The organism is Stomatohabitans albus, from assembly GCF_036336025.1.
GTDB classification, from domain to species: Bacteria; Actinomycetota; Nitriliruptoria; order Euzebyales; family Euzebyaceae; genus Stomatohabitans; species Stomatohabitans albus.
Genome location: NZ_JAYKKE010000001.1, coordinates 323503 through 349995, shown reverse-complemented (window position 1 = coordinate 349995; position 26493 = coordinate 323503). Strand labels below are relative to the sequence as shown.

Sequence of the window (26493 nt, the reverse complement as noted above, 5' to 3'; positions counted from 1 at the left end):
CCCCTTGGGGGATGGTGAAATGGCATCACGTCGTCCTTTGGAGTCGAAGTTGAGGGTTCGATACCTTCTCCCCCAGCCAGAAATACATACGGCAGCTGTAGTGCTTGCCGCAGGAAAGGGCAGCCGTCTTAAGAGCCCTATCCCTAAAGTTGCGCACATTGTGGCAGGTCGTCCAATGTTGCATTGGGTACTTGATGCGTTAGCGGCACTCAATCTGGACAAGATTGTGGTTGTTGTCGGTCACGAAGGCGACCAGGTGCGCGACCTTGTAGAATCTGCCCAGGTTGATAACACGGTTTGTGTTACTCAGGTGGAACAACTGGGTACCGGACATGCCATGCGCTGCGCCCTGGGGCTTACCAACGGTGAACACCCAGATAACGATCCGTCGCTGTTAGCCGATGCCGAGCGCATCTTATTGGTCTACGGCGATGGTCCCACCTTGAGCCCGCATACCCTCGTTGAGCTCGTTGAAGGGGGGCAAGGGAACGAAGCCACCGTATTGACCACGATGCTTGATGATCCAACCGGTTATGGGCGGATTATTCGCAATACATCGGGCATGGTGACTGAAATTGTTGAGCAGCGAGATACCAATGAAACCCAAGCGAGTATTCGAGAGATCAATACTGGTATCTATTGTTTTGAACGTGAACCGCTTGTTAAAGCCTTGGGGCAATTGACCACAGACAACAGCCAAGGTGAGGAGTACATCACCGATGTGGTTGGTATCCTCGCTCCCCGCGTCGGGGCTGTTGTTGTTGCACCAGATGAGGTGATGGGTATTAATGATCAAATCCAGTTGGCTGAAAGTGCAGCAGTGTTGAGAACGCGCATTATTAGGGCATACCAGGAGAACGGGGTCGCCATTATTGACCCGGCCACGACATATATTGAACACGGGGTGAGTATTGAGCCAGGTGCCGTGATTGAGCCGGGATGTCATTTACGTGGGACCACACGTATTGGTGCGGCGAGAATTGGGCCAAATGCTGATCTCACGGATACGACGGTTGAAGATGGTGCCACCATTACCTACTCCGTAGTAACGGGAGCAACCATTGGCGCAGATGCCACAGTCGGTCCGTTTGCACATTTGCGTCCTGGGACTGTTTTGGCTCCCAAGGCCAAGGCTGGTGGCTTTGTCGAGACAAAGAATGCGACGATTGGCGAAGGCTCGAAAGTTCCGCACCTGTCGTATATCGGCGATGCATCTATTGGTGCGGGTTCAAATATTGGGGCCGGGACCATTACCTGTAACTACAACGGCTATAAAAAATTCCGTACCACCGTTGGTGAGGGAACCTTTATTGGTTCCGACTCGATGTTGATCGCCCCCGTTACGATCGGCAATGGTGCCTATGTTGGTGCGGGTAGTGCGGTAGCTACTGATGTGCCTGATGGGGCGCTGTATATCGAACGTGCACAACCTGTCGTGAAAGATGGTTGGGCCAGTAAATTTCATGCTCGCTACGCGAAGCCGGACACAGACCAATAAGGTGTTGGTCGAGCACAGTCTGATCGCCCTGATTTCCGAACCCAAACACCCATTGACGGAGGCCACCGGTGAGTGGAGATTTCGAGATAAATACGATGAAGCATCTGCAGTTATTTGCAGGTACTTCAAGCCGTGAACTTGCCCAGAAAATCGCAGCCTATTTGAATATCGAACTTGGAAAGATCGATATTCATCAGTTCTCTAACGGCGAAACATATTGCCGGTATGACGAGAGTGTTCGTGGTTCTGATGTGTTCTTGCTTCAAACACACTCAGCACCGGTAAATGACAACATCATGGAATTACTCGTCATGATCGATGCGGCACGTCGGGCATCAGCCAAGCGGATTACAGCAGTGATTCCGTTTTATGGGTACGCCCGCCAGGATAAGAAAGCTCGGAGTCGTGAACCGATCTCAGCGCGGCTACTCGCTGACCTGCTGACCGTGGCCGGTGCGGATCGTATCGTCAGTATGGATTTACACACCGGGCAGATTCAGGGCTACTTCTCACAGCCGTTGGACCATTTGACGGCATTACCATTGCTGAGCGATTGGATTGAGGAAAACCTCGGTGATCGTGATCTCGTGATTGCTAGTCCAGACGCGGGCCGTGTCCGCATGGCTGAAAAGTTCGTGAGTCGGTTAGGTTCGCCGGGAATGGCGTTCTTAGCTAAGACCCGTACGGCGCACAATGTGGCCAAAACACTGGCGGTTGTCGGTGAAGTGAAAGGCAAAACCGTTGTGCTGTGTGACGACATGATTGATACCGCCGGAACCCTTTGCGGTGCAGCCGAAGCCCTTATGGACCAAGGCGCGGTAGAGGTCTATGCCGTAGCCACCCACCCGGTACTCAGTGGACCGGCTATTGAACGCATCAAAAACAGTCCCATCAAACAGGTCGTTGTGACCGACACATTGCCCTTACCCCATGAGGCCTTCCAAACGGACAAAATTGTGCAGTTGTCTATCGCGGCCGCTATCGGTGAAACGTTGCGTGCCATCTTTGAAGACCACTCAATTTCAGAGTTATTCGGTAGCGAGAAGTAAAAGCGGCTACCCTGTAGCGCTGCGCATTATTGCGCCTTGTTTTATTCACTTCTGTACGCCTGTACACCGGGAACCCAGAGGAACCTCTCATGGCACATGAAAAAGTAACGTTAGAAGCCCAACCACGCCAAGGCGCAGGTAAGAGCGAAGCTCGTAAGCTGCGCGCCAAGGGTCGTGTTCCAATCAATGTGTATGGTCACGGCTTGGATCATGCGGTTGCCCTTCACGTTGACCGTTTGGAATTAAATGCCGCGCTGAACACGTCAGCTGGTATGAACGTGGTTGTTCACGTATTAGCCGAGGGTGAGGATTACGTTGCCTTGCCGCGTGAAATCCAGCGTCACCCCGTGCGCCGTGATGTGTTACACCTTGATTTCATTACATTCGACCGCAAGTCGAAGGTCAATGCTGAAGTACCAATTACCGTTTTGGGTGAAGTTGAAGACGGTAACGTCACACAGGAATTGGTCACATTGCTTGTTGACGTGCTTCCGATGGAAATGATTGATGAAGTGACCGTTGATGTCACTGGCATGGAAGTTGGTGACGTTATCCGCGTTGCTGACATCGTGGTGCCTGAAGGCGTAGACGTACTCCTTGACGAAGAACAGCCGGTCTTGAGTATCGTTGCAGATATGGTGCTTGAAGAAGAACCTGTTGAGGGCGAAGAGAGCGAAGCTGCCGAGGGTGAAGAAGGTGACGCTGCCGAAGACAGTGACGCTGCCGATGGCGAAGAAGGCTAATTCATACATTGAATGAGTTACGCTGACCTGCCGGATGGTGGGTCAGCGTTTTGCTATCTGGCTACACCCGCGATGATACATAACAGGCGAGCGTAATGAGGCAACCATAAGGAAGGTCGGTGTCTATGGAACGGTTTGTCATTGCAGGGCTCACCAACCCAGAAGCTGAATATCGGGGTACTCGGCACAATATCGGTGCAGATGTTGTCCGGGCACTTGCCACCAAACTCGGGCTTTCATTTCGCCGTCACCGGACTCCAAATGATGTGGCCGAAGGCTGGAGCAGGCCAGGGGGGACTCCATTGACGCTAGGTATTGGCGCTGGCTACATGAACCGTCAAGGGAACCCGATAGGCCAACTGATCAAATGGGCTAACGTTCCGCCAGAACGATTAATTGTGGTCCATGATGAACTCGATTTACCTGTCGGTGTATTGCGCACCAAACGGGGTGGGTCTGGTGGCCATAACGGATTAAAAAGTGTGTATCGCCATATTGGCAGTGATCAATTTATTCGATTACGGTTTGGCATTGGGCGACCACCAGGGCGTATGGACCCGGCAAAGTACGTGTTGGCAAGGTTTAGCGCTAAAGAACGTGAATCTATTGTGGATGTTGCGGTGCAAGAAGCCGTTGATGCACTGTTGGACATTACAGAAGGCCCCTATGAATTCGCCCAACAACGGCTACATTCGAGCTAACACCTACCGATAGAGTTCAACGAAGATGCGTACTGATACCGTTAAATTATCGCGTAGCCCCATATTGGGGACCAACCGTGGGCACACGCTCCTGGGCTATGAACTATGCTTCGCTGGTGACCAGACCACGTCGGATAACGTAGCCAATGAGGTGATTAGCCGGTCCTTATTAACCCTTGGGTTAGGAAGGATCGTGGGTGATGCCCGAGCCTTTATCCGATTTGAAAAAGAGATGGTCTTTGATAAATCGGTATTGCTGCTGCCCGCTGAAAGCGTGGTTATGCAGCTTGGGCCAGACTGTTGGCGCGATACAGACATTAAAGAGCTTCTTCCGGTGTGTCGGGATTACCGGCGTGACGGGTATCGGATGGCACTCGATGAGTTCACCCTAGATACAGATATTGAACGCCTTGGCCCGCTCCTAGACCTGGTTAGTTTCGTGAAGATGCACTTGGCTGAAGAGACCGAGGAACATCGTGAACAGATCGCCAAAATCCTTGGCCCTCATTTTGTCCATGTGATCGCAACTCAGGTCAATGATGAAACTGAGCGTGATATTGCACGTTCCGCTGGCGTGCAGTACGTACAGGGGTACTACTTCGCCAAGCCCTCCATCGTTCAAGGACGGGACCTCCCTGGCTTCAAGGTGTCCTATATGAGCTTGCTTCGGGCAAGCCAGAACGATGAGATTGATTTCCGTGAATTAGCTGACATTATCAAGCATGATGTGGCCTTGAGCTACAAGCTGCTTCGGTACGTAAACTCATCTGCGGTTGGTCTTCGGGGTGAAGTGGAAAGTGTCACCCAGGCGCTTGCTCTAATGGGTATTAACCAAATCCGCCGTTGGGCTATCGCTGCCACCGTGACTGGACTTGTTGGTGACCGTCCGGATGAACTGGCCCGACTGTGTGTTGTGCGTGCTCGCTTCTGTGAGGCGGTTGCTGATCGTAAACGGCCTACGATGAGTCATGACAGCTTCACGGTGGGGATGTTTAGTTTGCTAGACGTCATGCTGGGCCAGCCGATGGAAGAAGCGCTAATCGATGTTCCGATGAGCGAACGCGCGCGTACGGCCTTGTTAACCGGTGAAGGCCCGATGGCTGAAATTAACCGGCTCGCGATCGCCTACGAACAAGGCGAATGGGAAATCGTCGAGCGCATCTGTAACCAAAATGGCTGGGACCAAGATGAACTCTTGGCTGACTATATTGACGCCCTCGAGTGGAGCCGTGGGTTCTTCAGCGGTGGGGAACAGGATCCGGCCTAGCCCTGGAGACTCCTGATAGACAGAATTGAGTTAACGCCCCAAGATGGCGCATATGGCGACCATCGTTGATCTCACTTCCCCGAAAGCTCAGGCTCGTGCTGCTCGCTTAAAGAAAACACGTGGCTTTGCAACCGGACTCCTTGCCGCCGTTGCGTTGACCTGGCTGATCCTTGTCCTTTTTGGTCCAGAGAACACGGTTACGTTTGTCCTTAAACGAACCTTAGAGGCCGGCATGGTCGGTGGGTTAGCCGACTGGTTTGCCGTTACCGCACTTTTTCGATATCCGATGGGTATTCCAATCCCACACACCGCGATTGTGCCGCGTCGTAAAGATGACATGGCCGACCATGTGGGAACTTTTTCTGCTGAAGCGTTCTTGAGCCCAGAGCTCCTAGCCGAACGGGTGCGAGAAGCCAACGGGGCACGCGCGGTACTTGGATGGCTCAGTGATGCAGATAACGCCACCGATGTGGTTACTCGCCTAGCAAATGCGTCGGCAGGGGTGGTCCATGGGCTTGCCGATGAGTCGGTCCGTGACCGTGCCCTCTCTCGGGTGCGTGACCAGGTATTGGCCTATGATGCCGGACCCATGGTTGGTAAAGGCCTCACCCAGCTTGCTGAACGTGGCCAGCTTGAACCACTGATTATCCACGGCGCAGTTGCCCTTCGTCGGCTCGGTCGGCGTAATCGTGACGGCCTTATCCAGCGGATAATGGCCAATGGGCCGAGTTGGATACCCAGCCAAATCAACCAGATTGTTGCCGAAGTGCTCGTCAGCCAAGGTGACGACTACCTGCGTAAACTCAGCACGGATGACCCCAACGGGATGCGAGCCGATCTGATTGTCCAAGCCGGCAAACTCGGCAAACGTCTTGAGACAGACCGGCGAGCCAATAAGCGTGTTGCTGAGATTAAAGCAGCGGTAATTGACCACCCAGCGGTGCAAGAGGCTGCCCAAGCGGCTTGGCCAACATTCATTACGGCGCTCAGTGAAGGGCTCCGCAATGCCCATGCTGATGGCACCGCGCGTGAAGTAGGGCAGATTTTGGCCAATACCGCCCGTGATTTACGAGAAGATGCGGTGATATGTAGGGAACTTGATAACGCTGCCGCTGAGGTTGTTCGTCGGGTTGTAGAGAATAATGCTGAACGAGTGGTGGCTATTGTGGCCGACCGAATCCGGGCATGGGATGGCGAAGAGGCCGCAACGAACCTTGAGAGCTTGATTGGTCCGGACCTGCAGTTCATCCGTATTAACGGAACTGTTGTGGGGGCGATGGCAGGTTTGGTCATTACCCTGATCGAATTAGCCCTGTAGACACGTGCCATCGCGTCCTTAATGTTTCACGGGGGCTTACTTATAGATGCAAGCCCCCGTGGAGACGTTTGTGGCTATCAAGGGTGCCTATGTTGAGGCGAGGTCGGTGACGATTGATCGCTTCGCCGCACGTAAAGCGGGTATATACGATGCCAGCAACCCAGCCAACAACGTACCAACAATAATCAGCACGACGGATAACCACGGGATATGCAACGCTAACCCAAGCTTGTCAGCGGCATGGTCAATGGCGATCACGCCCGACCACGCGTAGCCAATCCCAAGCACAATCCCAAGTACAACCGACACAACCGCTGCGAGCACCGCTTCAGTTGTGATCATGCTGACCAGTTGACTGCGCGTGACGCCAACCGCACGCAACATCGCTGATTCGCGGCGCCGCTCAAGAATGGACAGGGCAGCAGTATTGCCCACCCCCACGATGGCAATCAGGACGGATACCGCCAATAAGGCAAGTAAGACATACAAAATGATGTCGAGGACTTGGTTGAGCATAGCCCGGTCCATTGCACCGCCATAGGCGTGTGCATTGGGAATAGCCTTGCTGATGTCGCGCTGGACCTCCTCAATCTCTTGAAAATTCAATCCACGAGGGAGGCGAACCAAGATTCTTTCAGGTACAAGCGGACTCCCAAAGGACTGCAACGTCTGATAGCTCACCACCAGTATCCCCGGATCTATTGACGGATCTTCACGGACAGTGAGTGTTTTCTCGCCACGCTCGGTGGTAACCACTAGTTGTCCGTTATTCTCCAGATTGTTGAGTTCAGCATCATTGGTGTACACCGTGTCCGGTGCTAAGGGTGGCACAGGATCATGGAGTACTGCGTTGAGTTCAGCCGGGTCGGTTGCGTAGAACTTACTCTCGAGCTGTACGAATTGGTCGAAGTCATATTTCGCCGTTGCTGAATACATCGTGGCCGTCTTTTCAACCCGATTAACCGCCCCGACCGCCTGGATATTAGCCGGAGTGAGCTGCACATCTTCTCGCGTCTGCACAACGAGGTCTAAGGGACGTTTTTGGTCAATCGTTTTGAGGACTGATTCACGCGTTGAGGTAATCCCCGTACTCAGCATGGTGAGTAATACAGCACCAATAAGCAGTGCGGTTCCGGTAGCCGCCGTTCGTTGTCTGTTCCGAGTCGTATTGGCAACCGCCAGTTCAGTGGTGGCATTCAGTGGGGCGATCAGTCGCCCGATGCCATGGATCATCGGTGGAAGGCACAACCGGCTCACCATCAGCACCCCGATCGCACTGACCATCCCCGCAAGAATTGCCACAGGGAGTAATTCGGTGAAGGAGAATGCAACCATCGCACCGGTTCCGATTACGGCAAGGATGGTGCCAATAATGCCAATAACCACCGAAGATCGACGTTCCTCTTCTTGTGTTTGCGGCCGCAATGCGGCAATTGGGTGAACCCGTAGGGCGTTGCGAGCCGGTCCCATGGCAAAGAGCACCGTGCTGGCGGTGCCAAGGAGCAAACTGATGATCACCATTGTGGGACTGACGACAAACTCACTAATCTGTAACTCGCCTGCACCCGCAATCATTTTGATCAGGTAGGCAACACCAATCCCAATTAACGCACCGAGAACCGAGAAGCTCAACCCGATCACGGCTGATTCGCCAAGGATGAGTTTTCGTATCTGACCTTTCGTAGCACCCACACAGCGCATTAAGGCAAGTTCCTTGGTGCGCTGGGCGACAATGAGGCGGAAGGTATTCGCAATGACAAAGCCAGCAACGATTATTGAAATAGCGCCAAAGGCAAGAACGATTGCTTGAATGGTGATCGTGGAACCAGAGAGTTCTTCAACCTGCTCATTGGCAACGGCCTCTTTTGTTTTAACGACAAAACCAGGCTCAGTGATGGTCGGCGTTAGGGTTGTAGCCAGTTGATCGGGTGATGTTCCGGCAACACCCTTGACCAAGGTTCCATGAACGAGTGGAGTCCCAGGCAATTGATCAAAGGTTTCTTGGCTGACATAAAACTCACTTGCCGGGGCGCCGTTTTGCAAGGCGTACGTACCAACAATGGTGAGATCTGTAGTTTTAGCGGTTTCTTCTCCGAAGGGGCGAAGACTGATCCGCGACCCGGTGCTTAAGGCGTGCCGCTCAGCAACGTTGGTACTGATGACGGCCTGCCCAGGTTGAGATGGCCAACTTCCCGAGACAAGTTCTTGCCACCGTAACGGTTCGGGTGGCAGGGCAAAAATCGTCGCGGAGTCTTCTGACCCGTTGGCAGAAAATGAAGCAAAGTTTGAGAGTTCACTGTAGACCGATTCAACGTCTTGATGTTGGGAAAGGCGTTGGGTGATGGCCTTGGTTTGCGCTACCTCATCTTCCATAGAACCAGAAGGTCCATCGTCAAGCCCGATACGAATATCAGCATGGGTCATATCGGCGTTGAATGCGTTTGCAAATGAAGCTGCGTAACTGCTGGTCACTACAAAACCAGTAACCACGAATGCAACGGCAAGCACAATCGCAATGCCGGTTGCGATAAAACGGCCTCGATGCTGGCGTATAGACGCCAGAATGATTGTATTCATCAACCGCTCCTAACCCTGAGGGGACATGCCTTGTGGTGGTGTTCCCTGGGCTGGTGGCTGGGGGGTTGGTGCCCCTTGATGCTGAGGCCGAGGTGGGAACCCATGGCCAGATTGGCCTTGGCTAGGGGAATCTTGGCTAGGGGTACCCTGCGTAGGGACCCCCCGCGGTTGCCCATGTTGGGGTGGGGTTCTTGGGGATGGTTGCCTCTGATCGGGGTGCCCTGGCGCGGATACTCCCTGGGATGGAACGCCTTGAGTTGATTGGTGGGGGGTGGAAGTACCCGAGCCCGGTGCCCCTGAAGTGGACGTGGCTGGTGAGCGACTTTCCAAGTGCGCGAATGCTGCGAGAAGCTGCTCGGAACTCGGTCGATTCAAGACTTGACGAATCATACCGTCAGCTAATAGCACCACCTGGTCTGCGTAGGTTGCCGCTTTCGGATCATGGGTGACCATGATGACAGTTTGGCGCAGGTGATCCACACTTTGGCGCAACATGTTCAAGATGGTGGTACTTGAACTCGAATCGAGGTTGCCGGTTGGCTCATCAGCAAAAATGACGGCGGGTTTCGTGATTAATGCACGTGCAATTGCAACGCGTTGTTGTTGCCCACCAGACAGTTCACCGGGTTTGTGGTCTAAACGGTCCCTGAGTCCGAGGCCATTGACGACCGTATCGAACCAAGCCGGATCGACGGTTCTCTTGGCGATGGTGAGGGGTAACACGATGTTCTGTTCAGCCGTCAACATGGGTAACAGATTGAATGCTTGAAAAATGAACCCTACGCGGTCACGGCGAAGCAAGGTGAGGTTATTGTCGCTGAGTTGATTGATCGGGGTGTTATCAAGCCAGATTTCCCCGCTATCAATGGCATCCAGCCCGGCCAATGTTTGCATCAATGTGGATTTCCCCGAGCCGGACGGTCCCATCACCGCAACGAAGGTGCCAGATTGCACTCTGATTGACACGTTATTGAGTGCTTGGACTTGAGCATTGCCAGTTCCGTACCGTTTGGAAATCCCGATGGCACGAACGGCATCATGCACGGGCGTGGACGACATATCAACCTCCTCGTTGAGCACATTCGGTTTAGTGTTGCGGTCGACCATAGAACGAATCAAGGTTGAGAACGTCAAGGAAACCCCTCACGTGCGTATGAGGGAAATACATGGATAGACCGGGGAGTTGGATGAATGCAATTGCTTCTGATAACGGTTCGTTCATCATGGGTAAGTAAGGCTAATCTTGGCCTCTATGTACACCCTCACCGGACCACTCGCGGGCGTCGCCAGCCGCCATATAGACGAATTTGATGACCTTGGGGTTGGTGGGTTGATTTCATGCCCGCCGCCACTGCGAGCCTTGGTTGCGGCCAAACTGGCACAACGCCGTCCCCTCGTTCTGATTGTGCCCACACGCACTGAAGCAGAAACCTTGCGAGATGATATCGCTGCCTATGTTGGGCTTAATGCCGTGCGGGTATTTGATGCGTGGGAGACATTGCCGCACGAGCGGTTGAGCCCACAACCGGCCACAGTTGGGTCACGCTTGGCCACCCTCAATGCGTTACGGTCGGGAGAGGCACGTGTCGTGATCGCCCCTGTTCGTGCCGCCTTACAGCCGATTGATCCCCGTGTAGCTGAACGTACCCCACTCATTATTAGTTCACAGTTTGCCGAGGGGTTAGAAGGGCTTGTCACTGGTCTGGCCCAACTGGGGTATACCCGAACAAGCTTGGTAACCACAACAGGTGAGTTCGCGGTACGCGGTGGAATAGTTGATGTCTATGGTGCCGGCGCTGAGGAGCCGGTTCGCATTGAGTTTTTTGGTGACGATGTTGATGATATGCGCACCTTTGACCCCATTGACCAGCGCACGGTTGCCAAGGTTGAGACGGTCACAATTCATGCGGCACGTGAACTTGTCCTTGATGAAGAAACCCGCACATTAGCGCGTGCAAAGGCCAAGGAAGTGCAGGCCCTTGCACCTCAGCTGAATGAACTTGCCGACGGCGTCGCCGTTGAGGGGGCGGAGGGGCTTGTACTCGCACTTATAGATCAACCGGTCTATTTGACCGATATTGTGCATGATGAGACGGGTTTGGTTGTCATCGACCATGAACAAGTTCATGACCGAGCAGAACAACTGATTGAACAGGCCAAACAACTCATTGTCGCTGATTGGGGAGCATTAGCACAACGGGTAGCACCGCATCAAGATGATGCCGGCATTCCACTTGAAGATGAGCGGGCAGGATTCGCTGAATTAACCGATTTGGTTGACCGCTTTGCCCAGCGGGCAACTCGCGGCGCAAAGGTGTGGCGAACCACAGCCTTCCAGTCATCAGATGCGGTAATCACCTTACATGCTCGTGTTTTTGATACCTGGCGAGGCAATATCCCTGAAGTGGGACAGACCGCTCGCATCCTGGCCAAAGATGAGCAACTTGTTGTCATTAGCGTGCGTGACCACGGCAATGCATTGCGTATTGCTCAGGTGCTGCGTGACGGGGGGCTTGCGGTTGACCATCTTGATGATGGACAACCCTTGCCACGCAAACCAAATGGCCGTATTCAACTCGTTGAAAGTCCGTTACGTACTGGATTTAATTCCCGTGAACTCGGTATCGCCCTTATTGGCGAGTTCGATGTGTTTGGTGCACGCCGAACCGCAGGAAAACGCCGGATAGGCTCACGTAAAAGTGCTGAACAAACGGTCCTCGACCTTGAAATTGGTGGTGCACTGGTGCACGCCGTTCACGGTATTGGCACCTATGTAGGGATGCAGACACGCACGCTTAAAGGGGGGAGTGGTACCGTCACTCGTGACTATGTGGTCGTTGAATATGCCGGTGGTGACAAGCTGTACGTGCCCAGTGACCAGGTTGATGCCCTCGCGGTGTACACCGGTGGTGAACACCCCCGCATTATGCGTATGGGTGGAGCTGACTGGGAACGTGCCAAGTTAAAGGTGAAGACGGCAGTCAAAGAAATGGCTGCTGATTTGATGCGCTTATATTCGGCTCGTATGACGGCGACAGGCCATGCCTTCCAACCCGACGTTGAAATGTTAGCGAAATTAGAAGAGTCCTTTCCTTGGGTAGAGACTGCTGACCAGCTTGAAGCCATTCAAGCGGTTAAAGAAGATATGGGCACACCCTTACCGATGGACCGACTTATTTGCGGTGATGTGGGCTTTGGTAAAACTGAAGTAGCCGTTCGGGCAGCGGCTATGGCAGTCTTTGATAATCATCAAGCTGCTGTATTAGTGCCCACCACGCTGTTAGCCCAACAACACGGTGAAACCTTCATTGAACGCTTTGCAAACACCGGCATCACCGTGAAGGTACTCAGCCGTTTTTCTACCCAAAAGGAAATGAATGCCACCTTGGAGGGTTTGAAAGACGGGTCAGTAGACATCGTGGTGGGTACCCATCGGTTATTAAGTACCGATGTCTCTTTCAAAAACCTCGGACTACTGGTAGTTGATGAAGAGCAGCGCTTTGGGGTTGGCCATAAAGAACGTTTGAAGCAGCTCAAAACAAGTGTGGATGTGCTCACCATGAGTGCCACCCCGATTCCTCGAACAATGGAAATGGCGATCACGGGTATCCGCGATATGTCCACCATTGAAACCCCACCCGTTGACCGCCAGCCCGTGATTACTCAAGTTACCGAGTGGGACGAAGACCTCGCCGTCCTTGCCTTGCGGCGCGAGCTCTTGCGTGAGGGCCAGGTTTTTTGGCTGCACAACAAAGTTGACACAATTCATGCGGCGGCTGACCGGATTCGTGAACTCGTCCCCGGCGCACGTGTGGCCGTTGGTCACGGACAAATGCCTGAAGAAGAACTCGAACAGGTCATGCTCGATTTTTGGACCCGTGATATCGACGTATTGGTTGCCACGACGATCATTGAGAATGGCATTGATATCCCCAACGCCAACACGCTCGTCGTTGAGGATGCTGACCGGCTTGGCATGTCGCAGCTCTACCAGTTGCGTGGCCGGGTAGGCCGTTCAGCAACCCGTGGGTATGCCCATTTGTTTTATACCGGTAAGCCAACCCCTGAAGCGTGGAAACGTTTGGAAAGCATTGCAACACATTCCCATCTTGGTGCCGGGATGAGCGTCGCGTTAAAGGACCTTGAAATTCGTGGGGCTGGTTCGATGCTTGGAGCTGACCAATCGGGAACAGTCAGTGGTGTGGGGTTTGATACCTATACCCAGCTCATGCGAGAAGCGGTTGCCGAACTTGGTGGGATGCCCAGCCCTGAACCAGAAATTGAAATCAAGGTTGATCTACCAGTGGATGCGCACCTTCCGCACGACTGGATTACAGATGAAGGGCTGCGTTTGCAGGCGTATCGTCTTGTTGCGGGGATCCGGAATGTCCACGATGTGAATGATGTACGTGCTGAGCTGACTGACCGCTACGGGAAGCCACCCGCAGCGGCTGAACGGCTAATCATGCTGGCGGCCTTCAAGTCGATGCTTCGTATGTGGGGTATCACTGAAGTTTCTACAACCCCTCGGCATACCGTTCGGATGTATCCCGTGCTGCTCGCCGATTCAAAACAGGTTCGTCTCACCCGTAAATATCCCCAAGCGCAATGGAATCCCTCAGGTGAAGTGCTTGAACTCCCACAGACTAAAGGATTCTCCCAAGACCCGGTCGGCTGGTTGGCGAAACGGTTGGCAGACATTCTTGGCAAACCAGAAAACTAGACTTGTCATCATCTTCACCCCGATTGGGTGAACGGGTGCCGTTAGCGAGCCGTACGACCCCACCACGGGCGCGTAGCCAATCCAGAAGGGTTGGTAGGAAAGAACTTGGGACGGTTCCCGCCCTTCAATCCGTCATAGATGAGGATGAAGACTGCTACCCAAATGATTATGACGCCTATCCAGCGTGCGAGAGGCATTGCTTCATGGAACACAAGAAGCCCAATCACAAAGGACATGGTGGGAGCCAAATATTGCACCAGTCCAATGACTGATAACGGCAGATTCCCAGATGCCATCGCAAACATAATGAGGGGGATCATCGTGATTAATCCAGATCCCGCAAGCAGCATGAAGTGCACAATAGCGGTTTGCTGATCTTGCGCCCAAAGGAGTTGAACAGAACTGCCTTGACGCATGAGGAGGGGGATGTAATAGGCCAGTGCAAACGGCACGAGGGTAACTGTTTCAACGAGCATGCCACTCACCGGACGCACTCGGCCAGCAATCTGCTTTTTGACGAGCCCATAGAGCCCAAAGGACGTGGCAAGTACCAAACTCGTCCAGGGTAATCGGCCATGGGCGATGACAAGAACGGCTACGGCCGCAATGCCTAGCACAAGTGCGACGATATAAGCCGACCGCAATTTCTCTCTGAGGACTACTACGCCTAGCAATACCGTGATGAGTGGATTGATGAAATAGCCGATGGAGGCATCAATCGTGTTGTGAGTCAAGACGGTGTAGATGTAGGTTGTCCAGTTCACTCCAATGAGGAGACCAGACGCCAATAGCCACCCGATATCTCGGCGAGATAGCTCTCGGAGTTCATGGAGGCGTCCACGAATGCCCAGCCAAAGCACACAGCAAATCAACCCAAATACAGCACGATAGGTAATGACCTCAAAAGGATTTGCCGGGCTGAGCTGATAAAAGTACAGCGGAAATAAACCCCACAGGAAATAGGTGAGGATGACGAGGCTAAGCGCTTTTCTATCAATTGTTTGCACTCGGGCAGGATAGCCGTTTCTTGGATGGTTGGGCTGTAGTTTTTAATGAACCTGTCATGCTTCATGTATGTGCGCTATACGTCATCATCGGCCTTTCCCGTTAGCCTGTTCACGAGAAGGCAGGTAACCCCACCAGAAACCAAGAAGACCCGACAGCACGTCGGGTCTTCGTTCCAACTAAGGATTACTGTGTCAAGGGTGCAAGAACAGGATCGTCCTTGTAGACCTCAGCCGCATTGTCCTTCGTCGTGATGATTGGTTCAAGAGCCTGGGTTGGGACCATCTTGGTACCGTTATCAATACCTTCAGGGTCGTTCACATCAAGGGTGCCCTTTTCCTGGATTTCCTTGGCCATCTTCACGGCTTCATTAACCAACAGACGAGTGTCCTTGTAGATGGAGGAGTACTGGCTACCATCCATCAAACGCTTCACTGCGTTTTCCTCAGAGTCCTGCCCAGTGATGACTGGACCGGTCTTACCTGCTGAGGTGAAGGACTGAAGGATGTATTGGGCCAAATTGTCGTTCGGGCTCAATACACCATCAGGCTGGCTTCCGGAGTAGAACCCGCTAAGTAAGGTATCCATACGCTTTTGGGCATTCTCACCCTTCCAGCCTTGAGTAGCAGCTTGCTCAAATGTCCGCTGGCCACTCTTGACTTCGATTTTTCCAGCTTCGATCTCAGGGTCCAATACGCTCATTGCACCATTAAAGAACTGTAAGGAGTTCGCGTCATCGGGAGAACCGGCAAAGATTTCAACAGTCCATGGTCCACCGGGCTTCTTGGCTTCGAGGCCTTCGAGCAAACTTTTACCCTGCAATTCACCAACCTTGAAGGCATCAAATGCGACGTAATAGTCAACGGCGTCCGTGTTTGTCAACATACGGTCATAGGCAATAACTTTGATGCCCTGATCGTGTGCGGACTTTAACTGACCACCGAGCTGAGATCCATCAATAGCACCAACAACAATGACTTTTGCCCCACCAGAGATAAGGGTGTCAAGCTGGTTCTGCTGTTCGGTTACACCACCATTAGCGAATAAAACAGTGCCTTCAAGGCCCATTTCTTTGATTGCTTCGTTAAAGTACTGTTCGGCACGTACCCAGTTCTCAGAGGTCTTCTGCGGCAGCGACACCCCAATTTTGCCGACCTCGCCACCCCCGGCAGCAGTACTCGCACCCTCAGATACGTCAGCGCCTGAGCTAGAGCCACTATCACCGCTACGGCCACCACCTGAGCAGGCCGCAAGGACCATCACCAGTGTGGCTAGTAAGGCTAATAAGCCTGTCTTTCGGAGATTTTTCATTCAATTACCTTCCTTTGTCTGTGTTGGTGTTGACGTTTCTTTCTTAGAATTATTTTTAAAAATCATGCCGATGATGGAGGGGCGACCTTGTTTCTTACTCCACACGTCAAAGGCGACTGCCGCTAGGAGCACAAGGCCCTTAATCATCTGCACTCGCTCGGTTCCTTGACTGAGGAGTGCAAGCCCATTATTTAGAACTGCCATAACCAAGCCACCAATCATTGTGGCGCCGACAGTGCCAACACCACCGGTGACGGCGGCACCACCGATAAACACAGCAGCAATCGCGTCAAGTTCCCACATATTCCCATCGAAGGGACCAGATGCGGTTGAGCGGCCAATGAAAATCATGCCGGCTACTGCGGCTAGGACGGACATATTCATCATGACGAAGAAATTTGTACGCGTGGGGCTAATTCCACTCAAAGCAGCCGCAGCTTTGTTGCCACCTACCGCATAGATGTGACGACCTAATACCGTTCGGTTAGCAATAAAGGCATAAATTAAGGCGAGTATAACGAGGATGACGCCAGGAACCGGGAATGAAGTGCCTGGACGACCGGTTGCATAGGCCCATCCAATTGCGGCAATAGCAACGCCCATAATTACGACACGAACAACGCTGTGCCAGATAGGTTTCACATCGCCACCAAATGCAATGGTGTTGACCCGTTTTCGGTATTCACTAAAGACGAGCCCGGCTATTGCTAGGCCAGCAAGTACAACGGTCGGCAGGTTGAATGGGGGTGGACTACCCGGTAAGAGATCCGGTAAGAAGCCACCACCAATATATTGAAATTCAGGGCCAACCGGAACGGTGAGACTCTTACCAATCCATTGGTTCATCCCGCGGAATAACAACATGCCACTCAAAGTAACAATGAACGCAGGGATGCCGACATACGCAACCCAGAACCCCTGCCACGCCCCGATAAGGGCACCAACAACGATGCCGAGCACTAAGCCCAGGTACCAAGGCACCCCGTAGTCCCGCATGGCGATTGCAACGATAATGCCCACAACCGCTGCTACTGATCCCACCGATAAGTCGATATGGCCGGCGATGATGACAAGCACCATGCCAATCGCAAGAATCAGTACGTAGGAGTTCCCGTTGACGATATTGATTAGGTTGGCGGTTTCGAGTAGTCGTCCGCCGGTGAGCCACTGAAATAGGGCACACATGAGAATGAAGACGCCCAGTAGGGCGAATTGGCGGGCGTTACTGCCCAGCAATTGCTTAATTTGATCCATTATTTCCTCTTAACACATGCAGGGGTTACGCGACGTTGCTGGTGTCTGTCATCAAACGCATCAAGGATTCTTGGTCTGCGTCCTTTGCGAGGACTTCACCGGTCACATTGCCTTCAAAAATGGTGTAGATACGATCCGAAACCCCGAGCAATTCTGGGAGTTCTGAACTAATCAGAATGACCGCCTTGCCTGCTGCAACAAGATCATTAATCACCTGGTAGATCTCATATTTGGCACCGACGTCGATACCCCGGGTGGGCTCATCAAGGATGAGCACGTCAGGGTCGGTAAACATCCATTTGGCTAAGACAACCTTTTGCTGGTTGCCACCCGATAGGGTGCCCACATTGACGCCAACGTCGTGTGCTTTAATACGAAGATCTCGTCGATAGTCTTCCGCCGTGCGCTGGATATATTCGCGCTTTAGCACGCCATGGTCAGCAGCTTTGCTGAGTTTGGCCATGACAGTTGAATATTTCACATCGTCGAGCAGATTGAGGCCGAGCGCCTTCCGGTCCTCACTTACATAGGCGATCCCGTGGTCGATGGCCTGTTGAACGGTGTTGATCGTGATTGGTTCACCGTTCTTATACAGTTGCCCGGACTCATAGATGCCGTAGGTATGCCCAAATAAAGAACGAGCTAACTCGGTGCGTCCGGCCCCCATCAATCCTGCAAGGCCAATGACCTCACCGGCTCGCACATTAAAGGATGACCCTTTGCAAACCCAACGGTTCGGATTGATTGGGTGACGAACCCACCAGTCCTTCATTTCAAAGAGCACATCGCCGGGGTTTGATTCGCGCGGAGGGAACCGACTGTCCATTGGGCGCCCGACCATGGCACGGATAATGCGGGCCTCGTCGGCGTGGCCATCAGTGACATCCATCGTTTCAATCGTTTTACCGTCACGAATGACGGTCACACGGTCAGCGATTTCGCTAATCTCATTGAGCTTGTGACTAATGATGATCTGGCTTACACCGGCATCGCGTTGGGCACGCATCAAATCGAGCAGGTGAGCACTTTCAGCCTCATTGAGCGCAGCTGTTGGTTCATCCAAGATCAGCAATCGAACGTCTTTGCTCAGTGCTTTTGCAATCTCAACCAGTTGTTGCTTGCCTACCCCAAGGTCTTTCACCGGGGTATTTGAATCTTCGTGCAGCCCAACTTTGGTTAATAAGTCTTGAGCACGGGCGTGGGTAGATACCCAGTTAATGACTCCCTTGTCAGCCCGTTCGTTACCCAAGAAAATATTTTCTGCGATGCTTAGCTCGGGAATGAGGGCGAGCTCTTGATGGATGATAACAATACCGGCGTCTTCACTTTGGTTGATAGTTGAGAACCGGCAAATCTTGCCGTCAAAGTAGATATCACCTTCATAGGTTCCGTAGGGCCAAACCCCACTGAGCACCTTCATTAGAGTTGACTTTCCGGCTCCATTCTCACCGCATATGGCGTGTATTTCGCCCTTACGTACCTCTAAATTCACATCGTCCAGGGCGCGTACACCTGGGAATAGTTTGACGATGGAACGCATCTCGAGAATATTCTCGTCAGACACCGAATCTCCTTTTAGGTGCGAGGGAGGCCTCGCAATTGGTCATTAGGAACAGAATGGACCGAAAAGCAAGAATTAGCAATTTAAGGTTTGCGAATTTTAGACCTTTCTTTTACTTAAAGAACCGCTGAGTGGAGTACCGCTAGGCTGGAGAACGACCTATAACGTCCCCAGGAGTTATGCTATGAAATACCGTGTCCTACCTGTAGTTCTGGCTTCAGCGTTACTGCTTGCCGGGTGTGCAACTGGAGGGCCAACCGATGTGGCGGTAATTGGTGGCAAAAAAATTGGGCAGGATCAAGTCGAAAACGTCCTTGCCGGGTGGCAAAACGACCCGTTGTATAACGAACTCGTTAAGGCAGTTGGTAAAGAATCAGTCGATAGCGTTGGTCGTGAGGCGGCGCAACAAACAGCTGCAAACCGCGCAATTATCACGCTGATGGCTGATAAATACGATGTGACGCTGCCCGATGATGCCAAAGTCGAGGAAACCCTGGCCCAGCAGGTTAGCGAAGTGGGCGGTCTTGAGGAACTCCAGAAACAAATCGTGCAGACGGCACAACAGTCGGGGATGGCTCAGGGGTTGATTTCTCTTGAACAGTTGCGTGATCAAATGCGGTCACAACTGAGTATCCAGGCTGTTGCAGAAGCCATTGATATTCCGGATGCCGAAGCAGATGCATTGCTTACCAAGTCGGGTCTTCCCGCTGAGAATATTACCGAGGAGATACGCGACCAGGCTCGGCAGCAACTGCGGCAACAGCGATTTGAAGAAGAGCTCAGCACGCTGAATATCAAAATCAATCCACGCTTGAATGCGGCGGGGCAAGGGGTACTCGGTCAGACTATTCAGTCACCAAATGGGTCCCAACCAGGTGGCGGTGCGCCCGTTGCACCACCCCAAGGCGGCCAGCCAATTCCAAACCAGCCTGAACCGCCTCAACCTCAAGAGGCTCAACCCCAAGATGGCCAGCCGTTACCAACCCCCAGCGATGCGCCTGGGAACTAATCCGGTATCGGTTGGAAATGAGTGATCACGAATTAGCACGAACAAACGTAATTCTGGCTGAGCTTCTGGGTGACCAGGGATGCCCGTGGACAAAAGCGCAGACCCATGAATCGCTTGCCCAGTATGCAGTTGAAGAAGCCTACGAACTGGCCGAAGCCATTGCCAGTGGGAACAGCGACGATATCAGAGAAGAACTTGGTGACCTTTGGCTCCAAGTGGCCTATCACTCCGCTATCGCTGAGGATTTTGATAGCAATGATGTAGCCCACACACTGAATGAGAAGCTCATTCGTCGCCATCCCCATGTGTTTGGGCAAACAACCGTTCAGGACGCCGCTGAGGTTGCAGATGCGTGGGATCAGATTAAAGCAGAGGAAAAGTCTTCCCGGACTGACCCCTTTGAAGGCGTTAGTCCCAAGCTTCCGCCGTTATTGATGGCGGCAAAGACTCGCTGGCGTGGGCGTGACCAGAAACCAATTCCCCCAGTCAGCGTCGCCGTTGCTGAGCTCGTTGATGTTGTCAACAAGCTGGCTCAAGATCCTGAAATGCTCACACCAGAATGCTTAGGCCAAGCCCTTGGAGCCTTGGTCACCTTGGGGGTGAGTGCGGACATTGACCCTGATATGGCATTACGGAAACACACTGCCACCTACCAGCAAGAGGTACGCGAGCGCTATAAAGCACAACATTCAAGTTGACATAGGCTTGGCCTCCACGTGGCGTACCCACACCTTTCACCTTTTCTATCCGATCGCTCCAACAAGGGAGAAGCAATGGAAATTATCGATGTATTTGGTCGCGAGATTCTCGACAGTCGTGGCAACCCCACGGTTGAAGTTGAGGTTCTCCTCGAAAATGGTGCGCTCGGTCGCGCTGCCGTTCCCTCTGGCGCGTCTACTGGTCAGTTTGAAGCCGTAGAGTTACGCGATGGTGACGATCGTTACCTTGGTAAGGGTGTTAAGCAAGCTGTTGACGCGGTGAACAACGAGATTCGCCCGCTGCTCATTGGTTGGGATGCTACCGAACAACGCGCGATTGATGCTGAACTTATTGATCTTGATGGTACCGAAAACAAAGGCAAGCTAGGGGCCAACGCCATTCTTGGGGCCAGCCTTGCCGTTGCCAAGGCTGCAGCTATTAGCCGTGAGCTTCCCTTGTATGCGTACCTTGGCGGGCCAAACGCTCATGTCCTCCCTGTGCCGATGATGAATATCATTAACGGCGGTGAACATGCTGAAAGTGACGTTGATTTCCAGGAGTTCATGATCGCACCTATCGGTGCGTCTTCCTTTGCTGAAGCACTGCGTTGGGGTGCTGAGGTGTACCACAATTTGAAGAAGGTTCTTAGTGAAAAGGGGCTGTCTACCGGTTTAGGTGACGAAGGTGGCTTTGCCCCGAATCTGTCAAATAATGAGGCCGCTCTCGGCCTCATCGTCGAAGCCATTGAAAAGGCGGGGTACAAACCAGGCGAGGATATTGCACTTGCGATGGACGTTGCGGCAAGTGAATTGCGCGATGGCGACTCCTACAACCTCAAGGGTGAAGGCAAGGTCTTAAGCACCGATGAGATGATTGACCTGTACGCCAAACTCGTTGACACCTACCCGATCATCAGTATCGAAGATGGGCTGGATGAAGAAGACTGGGACGGTTGGAAGAAACTCACCGAACGTCTTGGCGATAAGGTGCAGCTTGTTGGCGACGACCTATTCGTCACAAATGTGGAGCGCGTCAGCCGCGGCATTGTTGAGCGCACGGGCAACAGCGTGTTAGTCAAGGTAAACCAGATTGGGTCACTGACCGAAACCCTTGACACGATGGATATGGCCCACCGCACCGGTTGGACCTGTATGGTCAGCCACCGTTCTGGTGAAACGGAAGATGTGACGATTGCTGACCTCGCTGTAGCCACGAATGCGGGTCAAATTAAGTCTGGTGCACCGGCACGTTCTGACCGTGTTGCCAAGTACAACCAGCTCTTACGTATCGAGCAAGAACTCGGCGACAGTGCCGTTTACGCCGGTCGTAATGCCTTTAAACACTTGGCCAAGTAGACAGGGCTAGCACTGAACCCCAGCGGATTTTTTCTCTGGGGTTCAATCATTTCTGGCTATCTTTGGTCGTTTCATACATAGTGGTACAAATGGAGCGCGCACGTATCTTGCTTTTTGGTGATGGAACACCGTCTGATTATCTCTGGTCTGCGGTGGTGTTCTGTGTGACCTTGTATTCCCTCATTGGGTTGTGGAACACCTACCACACCGTCACATCGAGTCATCAGCGGTTAACGGCTGCTGTCTCTGCACAGCACCAAGCCCAGTCAGATCTTGCGCGTGCCCAAACCGACTTAGCTAACAGCGCGAACCCTACCTTCATCGAATTAGAAGCTCGCCGTGAACTCGGCATGATTCGCCCGGGTGAAACACCATATGCAGTTGGCAACCCGCCAGAGGTTCGGGCCGTCCCGATTGAGGAACCGTCAGCAGCACCTGAGGAACAACCCAAGAGTCTTATTGATCAGCTTCGTGAATGGTTGCCCTTTGGCTGAACAAACGCCACATACATCAGGTAGCGCCTATACTCCTCGTCCTCATGCCCTAACCAAGGCACCAGACGCGTCTTATGCTGCACAGTTAGCGCGCCCCCCGATGACTGAATCTCAGCGCGCGAGTGCCGAACAGATGATTGGTCGTTCGGTTCGTGGCGACGACACGGCGGTAGCGGTGACGTGTGCATGGGGTCTCCCAGCCGTCCAACGAGTCGGGCCACAGTTGCCAGGCGGAACACCATTTCCAACAACGTTTTGGCTTGCCTGTCCCATTGCCAACGCGGCCATTGGCACGTTAGAGGCTTCGGGTGTGATGGCAGACCTGACCCTGAAAGTCCAAGAAGACCCCGAGCTTCGGGCTGCCTACGTTGGTGCTGATACACGATATGTGGCATTTCGTGACCAACTTGGGCCTCCAGTTCCCAGCGGTATGAGCGCCGGTGGTATGCCGGACCGAGTGAAGTGTCTCCATGCACTCTACGGGCATCATCTGGCTACGGACGATAACCCTATTGGCGCGTGGGTTGCTGAGCAGATAGAACCGTTCACCTGTCCTGCACCCTGCGCACCAATCCCTGACGAGGCCCAAGACCGTACCTGACGCATTCCCAAGGCATAGATGGCAGGGGCACATATTGTGGTGACGTGAATCGAACGAGCCCTACTTGTGCAGTTGTAGACATCGGAACCAACTCGGTGCGCCTTCTTGTTGCCACCTTGGATGCTGAGGGTGCCTTACAACCGATTGAACGTCACATCCGAGTCACCAGGCTCGGACAAGGTGTTGATGACACAAAGTGTCTCCATCCAGATGCCATCGCAAGAACAGTCGCCGTGCTGGCAGACTATCGTGCCATTTGGGACGGATTTTCTGTTCCAGAGCAGATGGTCGTGCTCATGGCCACAAGTGCAGTACGTGACGCCGTCAACGCTGATGTATTTACCCAAGCCGCGGTTGATGCTTGTGGAATAGCTCCACAGGTCATCAGTGGTTCTCTTGAAGGTGAAATTGCGTTCCTGGGCGCAACTGCTGACCAGCCGCCCATTCCTATCTTGGTGATTGATATTGGTGGCGGGTCAACAGAGTTTGTGCTTGGGGATGCCTCAGGGGAGATAATTGCCTCAACAAGCGAGCAATTGGGCTGTGTACGACTCACTGAACGTACCGGCCAACCACCCTATGCCGATGGGACCATTACCCGGGCGCGTGCAGGGGCGCGCGCCGTTATCAATGAGGCTGCATCCGTATTACCAACACCCATTGACCCTGCAACCAGACTGATTGGTGTTGCCGGCACGGTCTCAACTTTGGCTGCTCTGGACCTTGACCTGGACCAATATGAAGCGGACCGCATCCACGGCACAGCGGTATCCAAAGCCGCGGTTGCGCATTGGGTATCGGTATTGGCTGCCATGGATGCAACCCGTATCGAAGCGCTTGGCCCGGTTGAAGGAAACCGTGGAGACGTTATGCCTATCGGGGCAATCATCCTGGATGAAATTATGGATGTCTTTGGGTTCGATGAAGTGATCGCGAGTGAGCATGATTCCTTGGACGGCATGTGTTTTAAGCTGCTGACAGGAAATAGGCCCGCAGCAATACGTTGAACACATCGGTAGGCATAGAGGGTTGTATCCTCTCGCAATAGGCCCCAGAGTGGGCAAGGCATGCAACCATCCTGATGCAAAGTCAATACGCCGATGGAAAGGACAACATGATGGGCCCTACCCTGACTTGGACGGTTACGGATGAATCCCCCAGCTTGGCCGGAGCTATTTTTATCCCTATCCTTACGGCGTTCCTGAAGCGTATAGGGGTACAGGTAGCCACTGCGGATATCTCGTTAGCCGCTCGTATCCTTGCCGCCCAGCAGAAGGGCCCCGACATGCTTGTCCACCTTGGTGAACTTGTGGCGAGTGGACAGGCCAATATCGTTAAAACGCCGAATATCAGCGCCTCTGCTGGTCAGATAGTGGCGTGCATCAATGAGCTCAATGCCCAAGGTGAGAATCTTCCACAATATCCAGATAAAACCAACAATAGCCAAGAAAGTGCAATTTCCGCTAGGTATGAGCCGGTGAAGGGTTCTGCGGTTAATCCCGTGCTTCGTCAAGGCAATTCTGACCGACGTGCACCGGAGTCAGTGAAAGCCCAGGCCAAAGCAAACCCGCACTGGATGGGAGCATGGGCGCCTACCAGTCAAACCGAGGTTATGACGATGGCTGACGGTGATTTTCGTCATACCGAACAATCCGTGACGTTAGACCACGCATCACTGGCAACCATCGTCTTGGTTGACACGCAAGGAAACGAGACCATCCTCCATGACCAATTAGCAGTAGAAGCGGGCGATGTCCTTGATGGTGCGTGTTTACGCGCTGATGCTCTCCAAGCGTTCCTTGAAGACGCCTATGAGAAGGCTGCTCAATCTGATGATGTTGTGCTCAGTGCCCATCTGAAAGCAACGATGATGAAGGTCAGTGATCCCGTCATCTTTGGACGTGTTGTTGCGACTTGGATGGCACCGTTCTTACGAAGCCACATGAGTCCTATTGAGCAGTCTGGTTGGACACCAGACCAAGGGCTCGGTTCACTCGCTGCATTGCTTGGTGATGACGGGCCTGGCCTCATCAAGGACGCACTGGCTGCAGGGCCGGTGATTGCGATGGCTGATAGCCCCACAGGGCTAAGCACACTCCACGCACCAAACACCACCATCATTGATGCCTCCATGCCTGCCATGATTCGTGCGGGAGGCAAAATGGCTGATCCCGATGGGACGATGCGTGACACGATTGCGGTGATACCTGATTCGTCGTATGCCGACTTGTACCAGGCCATTATCGATGACTGTAAAGCCCACGGTGCCTATGATCCGGCCACCATGGGAACGGTGCCAAATGTGGGTTTGATGGCCAATAAAGCCGAAGAATATGGCAGCCATGATAAGACCTTCATTATTGACCAGACCGGAACGGTTCAGGTACGCACCCCTGATGGGACTGTCCTGATCGAACATGCCGTGAGATCTGGTGATATTTGGCGTGCCTGCCTCACGAAGAACGCGGCAATTCGTGACTGGGTTCGCCTTGCAATTCGTCGAGCCCTAGCTACTGGCTGGCCGGCCGTCTTTTGGCTAGACCAGACGCGCGCCCATGACCGTGAACTCATGGCTATCGTCTCTGATGAATTAGATCAAAACGATACAGATACAGCCCAGATTTATGTCATGGATATTGCCAAAGCGACCGCATTTACGGTTGCACGGCTCCGACGTGGTGAAAATACTCTCAGCGTGAGTGGAAACGTGTTGCGTGACTATCTCACCGACATGTTCCCCATCATTGAGCTTGGTACGAGTTCACGGATGCTCAGCATTGTGCCTTTGATGGCTGGTGGGGGGTTATATGAAACTGGTGCGGGAGGAACAGCTCCGCTACTGGTCCAACAAGTCTTGAATGAAAACCATTTCCAATGGGATTCACTCGGTGAATATATGGCGTTGGGGCCTGCACTTGAGCAACTGGCAGATGATCATCAACAACCAGCTGCTCGTATCCTTGCACGCACACTAGATGATGCCATTTCGGGGTACCTTGAAGGCGGTCATACGCCAGGGCCGGCAGTCGGTGATGCGGATACGCGAACCGCAGGCTATTGGATTGCACGCTATTGGGCACAAGCACTGGCTGAGCAAACCGATGACCCTGACCTGGCAACGGGATTTGCCTCCTTAGCCCACGACTTAAAAGCGGACGAGGCGCTTATCCTTGATGAACTCACTGCCAACGAAGGTAAGCCAGTGGATCTTGGTGGGTACTACCGTCCTGATCCTGTTGTCCTAGATTCGGTGATGCGTCCGAGTCGGCGGTTTAACGCGTTGATCGACACCCTTGAATGAACCGTACCCAACGTGGGGTGGGTGGCC

Annotated in this window: 20 protein-coding genes and 1 tRNA gene; 15 read left to right on the top strand and 6 right to left on the bottom strand. The window is 53.1% G+C overall.

The window, feature by feature from the left end; all coding sequences use genetic code 11:
* The first annotated feature begins 5 nt into the window (after positions 1 to 5).
* The 7 genes from VCU37_RS01430 to VCU37_RS01400 all read left to right on the top strand — a co-directional run bounded on the left by VCU37_RS01430 (position 6) and on the right by VCU37_RS01400 (position 6576).
* Positions 6 to 79 (top strand) — tRNA-Gln (locus VCU37_RS01430).
* The gene (gene glmU / locus VCU37_RS01425; protein WP_336248848.1) at positions 50 to 1498 is read left to right on the top strand and encodes a bifunctional UDP-N-acetylglucosamine diphosphorylase/glucosamine-1-phosphate N-acetyltransferase GlmU; all 1449 of its coding nucleotides are present in this window, start codon (positions 50 to 52) and stop codon (positions 1496 to 1498) included. The genes VCU37_RS01430 and glmU overlap by 30 nt, the downstream gene beginning before the upstream one ends.
* A gap of 95 nt (positions 1499 to 1593) precedes the next feature.
* Entirely contained in the window at positions 1594 to 2547 is a 954-nt protein-coding gene (locus VCU37_RS01420; RefSeq protein WP_418896432.1) for a ribose-phosphate diphosphokinase, read from the top strand.
* Between the two features lie 89 nt (positions 2548 to 2636).
* Positions 2637 to 3290: a 50S ribosomal protein L25 gene (locus VCU37_RS01415; RefSeq protein ID WP_336248846.1), complete on the top strand. Its 654-nt coding sequence runs from the start codon at positions 2637 to 2639 to the stop codon at positions 3288 to 3290.
* Between the two features lie 125 nt (positions 3291 to 3415).
* A complete protein-coding gene (gene pth, locus VCU37_RS01410) occupies positions 3416 to 3991 on the top strand; it encodes an aminoacyl-tRNA hydrolase (RefSeq protein ID WP_336248845.1) in 576 nt (191 codons plus the stop codon).
* Between the two features lie 25 nt (positions 3992 to 4016).
* Positions 4017 to 5258: an EAL and HDOD domain-containing protein gene (locus VCU37_RS01405; protein WP_336248844.1), complete on the top strand. Its 1242-nt coding sequence runs from the start codon at positions 4017 to 4019 to the stop codon at positions 5256 to 5258.
* Positions 5259 to 5310: 52 nt separating this feature from the next.
* Positions 5311 to 6576 (top strand): DUF445 domain-containing protein, encoded by a 1266-nt coding sequence (locus VCU37_RS01400; RefSeq protein WP_336248843.1) that lies wholly within the window; start codon positions 5311 to 5313, stop codon positions 6574 to 6576.
* An 87-nt stretch (positions 6577 to 6663) separates the two neighbouring features.
* Here the strand turns inward: VCU37_RS01400 and VCU37_RS01395 are convergent, their stop codons facing one another.
* Entirely contained in the window at positions 6664 to 9153 is a 2490-nt protein-coding gene (locus VCU37_RS01395; protein WP_336248842.1) for an ABC transporter permease, read from the bottom strand.
* A gap of 9 nt (positions 9154 to 9162) precedes the next feature.
* The gene (locus VCU37_RS01390; protein ID WP_336248841.1) at positions 9163 to 10212 is read right to left on the bottom strand and encodes an ABC transporter ATP-binding protein; all 1050 of its coding nucleotides are present in this window, start codon (positions 10210 to 10212) and stop codon (positions 9163 to 9165) included.
* A 193-nt stretch (positions 10213 to 10405) separates the two neighbouring features.
* Between VCU37_RS01390 and mfd the strand changes: the two genes are divergently transcribed.
* Positions 10406 to 13876, top strand: a complete 3471-nt coding sequence (gene mfd / locus VCU37_RS01385) for a transcription-repair coupling factor (RefSeq protein WP_336248840.1) — start codon at positions 10406 to 10408, stop codon at positions 13874 to 13876.
* A 41-nt stretch (positions 13877 to 13917) separates the two neighbouring features.
* Here the strand turns inward: mfd and rarD are convergent, their stop codons facing one another.
* From rarD to mmsA, 4 genes are all read right to left on the bottom strand, one after another.
* Positions 13918 to 14883 carry an EamA family transporter RarD gene (gene rarD / locus VCU37_RS01380; RefSeq protein WP_336248839.1) on the bottom strand — a complete coding sequence of 322 codons (966 nt, stop codon included), beginning with the start codon at positions 14881 to 14883 and terminating at the stop codon, positions 13918 to 13920.
* A gap of 184 nt (positions 14884 to 15067) precedes the next feature.
* The gene (locus tag VCU37_RS01375) at positions 15068 to 16192 is read right to left on the bottom strand and encodes a sugar-binding protein (RefSeq protein WP_336248838.1); all 1125 of its coding nucleotides are present in this window, start codon (positions 16190 to 16192) and stop codon (positions 15068 to 15070) included.
* The gene (locus VCU37_RS01370; RefSeq protein ID WP_336248837.1) at positions 16193 to 17446 is read right to left on the bottom strand and encodes an ABC transporter permease subunit; all 1254 of its coding nucleotides are present in this window, start codon (positions 17444 to 17446) and stop codon (positions 16193 to 16195) included.
* Between the two features lie 25 nt (positions 17447 to 17471).
* Positions 17472 to 18986 carry a multiple monosaccharide ABC transporter ATP-binding protein gene (gene mmsA, locus VCU37_RS01365; RefSeq protein WP_336249536.1) on the bottom strand — a complete coding sequence of 505 codons (1515 nt, stop codon included), beginning with the start codon at positions 18984 to 18986 and terminating at the stop codon, positions 17472 to 17474.
* Between the two features lie 205 nt (positions 18987 to 19191).
* Here mmsA and VCU37_RS01360 point away from each other — a divergent pair, with 205 nt between their 5' ends.
* The 7 genes from VCU37_RS01360 to VCU37_RS01330 all read left to right on the top strand — a co-directional run bounded on the left by VCU37_RS01360 (position 19192) and on the right by VCU37_RS01330 (position 26466).
* Complete coding sequence (locus tag VCU37_RS01360) at positions 19192 to 20016, top strand: SurA N-terminal domain-containing protein (protein WP_336248836.1); 825 nt, start codon at positions 19192 to 19194, stop codon at positions 20014 to 20016.
* 17 nt (positions 20017 to 20033) lie between these two features.
* Entirely contained in the window at positions 20034 to 20714 is a 681-nt protein-coding gene (locus VCU37_RS01355; protein WP_336248835.1) for a MazG family protein, read from the top strand.
* 75 nt (positions 20715 to 20789) lie between these two features.
* Positions 20790 to 22070, top strand: a complete 1281-nt coding sequence (gene eno, locus VCU37_RS01350; protein ID WP_336248834.1) for a phosphopyruvate hydratase — start codon at positions 20790 to 20792, stop codon at positions 22068 to 22070.
* Positions 22071 to 22159: 89 nt separating this feature from the next.
* Positions 22160 to 22564, top strand: a complete 405-nt coding sequence (locus VCU37_RS01345; RefSeq protein ID WP_336248833.1) for an FtsB family cell division protein — start codon at positions 22160 to 22162, stop codon at positions 22562 to 22564.
* Positions 22557 to 23165, top strand: a complete 609-nt coding sequence (locus VCU37_RS01340; RefSeq protein WP_336248832.1) for a DUF501 domain-containing protein — start codon at positions 22557 to 22559, stop codon at positions 23163 to 23165. The genes VCU37_RS01345 and VCU37_RS01340 overlap by 8 nt, the downstream gene beginning before the upstream one ends.
* Positions 23166 to 23209: 44 nt before the next feature.
* Complete coding sequence (locus tag VCU37_RS01335; RefSeq protein ID WP_336248831.1) at positions 23210 to 24172, top strand: Ppx/GppA phosphatase family protein; 963 nt, start codon at positions 23210 to 23212, stop codon at positions 24170 to 24172.
* Positions 24173 to 24246: 74 nt separating this feature from the next.
* Positions 24247 to 26466, top strand: coding sequence for an NADP-dependent isocitrate dehydrogenase (locus tag VCU37_RS01330; protein WP_336248830.1), 2220 nt, complete (start codon positions 24247 to 24249; stop codon positions 26464 to 26466).
* Positions 26467 to 26493 lie beyond the last annotated feature (27 nt).

Coding starts and splice junctions, on each gene's coding strand:
- VCU37_RS01420 (WP_418896432.1), top strand. CDS start 1,594: ATGAAGCATCTGCAGTTATTTGCAGGTACTTCAAGCCGTGAACTTGCC.
- VCU37_RS01415 (WP_336248846.1), top strand. CDS start 2,637: ATGGCACATGAAAAAGTAACGTTAGAAGCCCAACCACGCCAAGGCGCA.
- pth (WP_336248845.1), top strand. CDS start 3,416: ATGGAACGGTTTGTCATTGCAGGGCTCACCAACCCAGAAGCTGAATAT.
- VCU37_RS01405 (WP_336248844.1), top strand. CDS start 4,017: ATGCGTACTGATACCGTTAAATTATCGCGTAGCCCCATATTGGGGACC.
- VCU37_RS01400 (WP_336248843.1), top strand. CDS start 5,311: ATGGCGACCATCGTTGATCTCACTTCCCCGAAAGCTCAGGCTCGTGCT.
- VCU37_RS01395 (WP_336248842.1), bottom strand. CDS start 9,153: ATGAATACAATCATTCTGGCGTCTATACGCCAGCATCGAGGCCGTTTT.
- VCU37_RS01390 (WP_336248841.1), bottom strand. CDS start 10,212: ATGTCGTCCACGCCCGTGCATGATGCCGTTCGTGCCATCGGGATTTCC.
- mfd (WP_336248840.1), top strand. CDS start 10,406: ATGTACACCCTCACCGGACCACTCGCGGGCGTCGCCAGCCGCCATATA.
- VCU37_RS01375 (WP_336248838.1), bottom strand. CDS start 16,192: ATGAAAAATCTCCGAAAGACAGGCTTATTAGCCTTACTAGCCACACTG.
- VCU37_RS01370 (WP_336248837.1), bottom strand. CDS start 17,446: ATGGATCAAATTAAGCAATTGCTGGGCAGTAACGCCCGCCAATTCGCC.
- mmsA (WP_336249536.1), bottom strand. CDS start 18,986: ATGCGTTCCATCGTCAAACTATTCCCAGGTGTACGCGCCCTGGACGAT.
- VCU37_RS01360 (WP_336248836.1), top strand. CDS start 19,192: ATGAAATACCGTGTCCTACCTGTAGTTCTGGCTTCAGCGTTACTGCTT.
- VCU37_RS01355 (WP_336248835.1), top strand. CDS start 20,034: ATGAGTGATCACGAATTAGCACGAACAAACGTAATTCTGGCTGAGCTT.
- eno (WP_336248834.1), top strand. CDS start 20,790: ATGGAAATTATCGATGTATTTGGTCGCGAGATTCTCGACAGTCGTGGC.
- VCU37_RS01345 (WP_336248833.1), top strand. CDS start 22,160: ATGGAGCGCGCACGTATCTTGCTTTTTGGTGATGGAACACCGTCTGAT.
- VCU37_RS01330 (WP_336248830.1), top strand. CDS start 24,247: ATGCAAAGTCAATACGCCGATGGAAAGGACAACATGATGGGCCCTACC.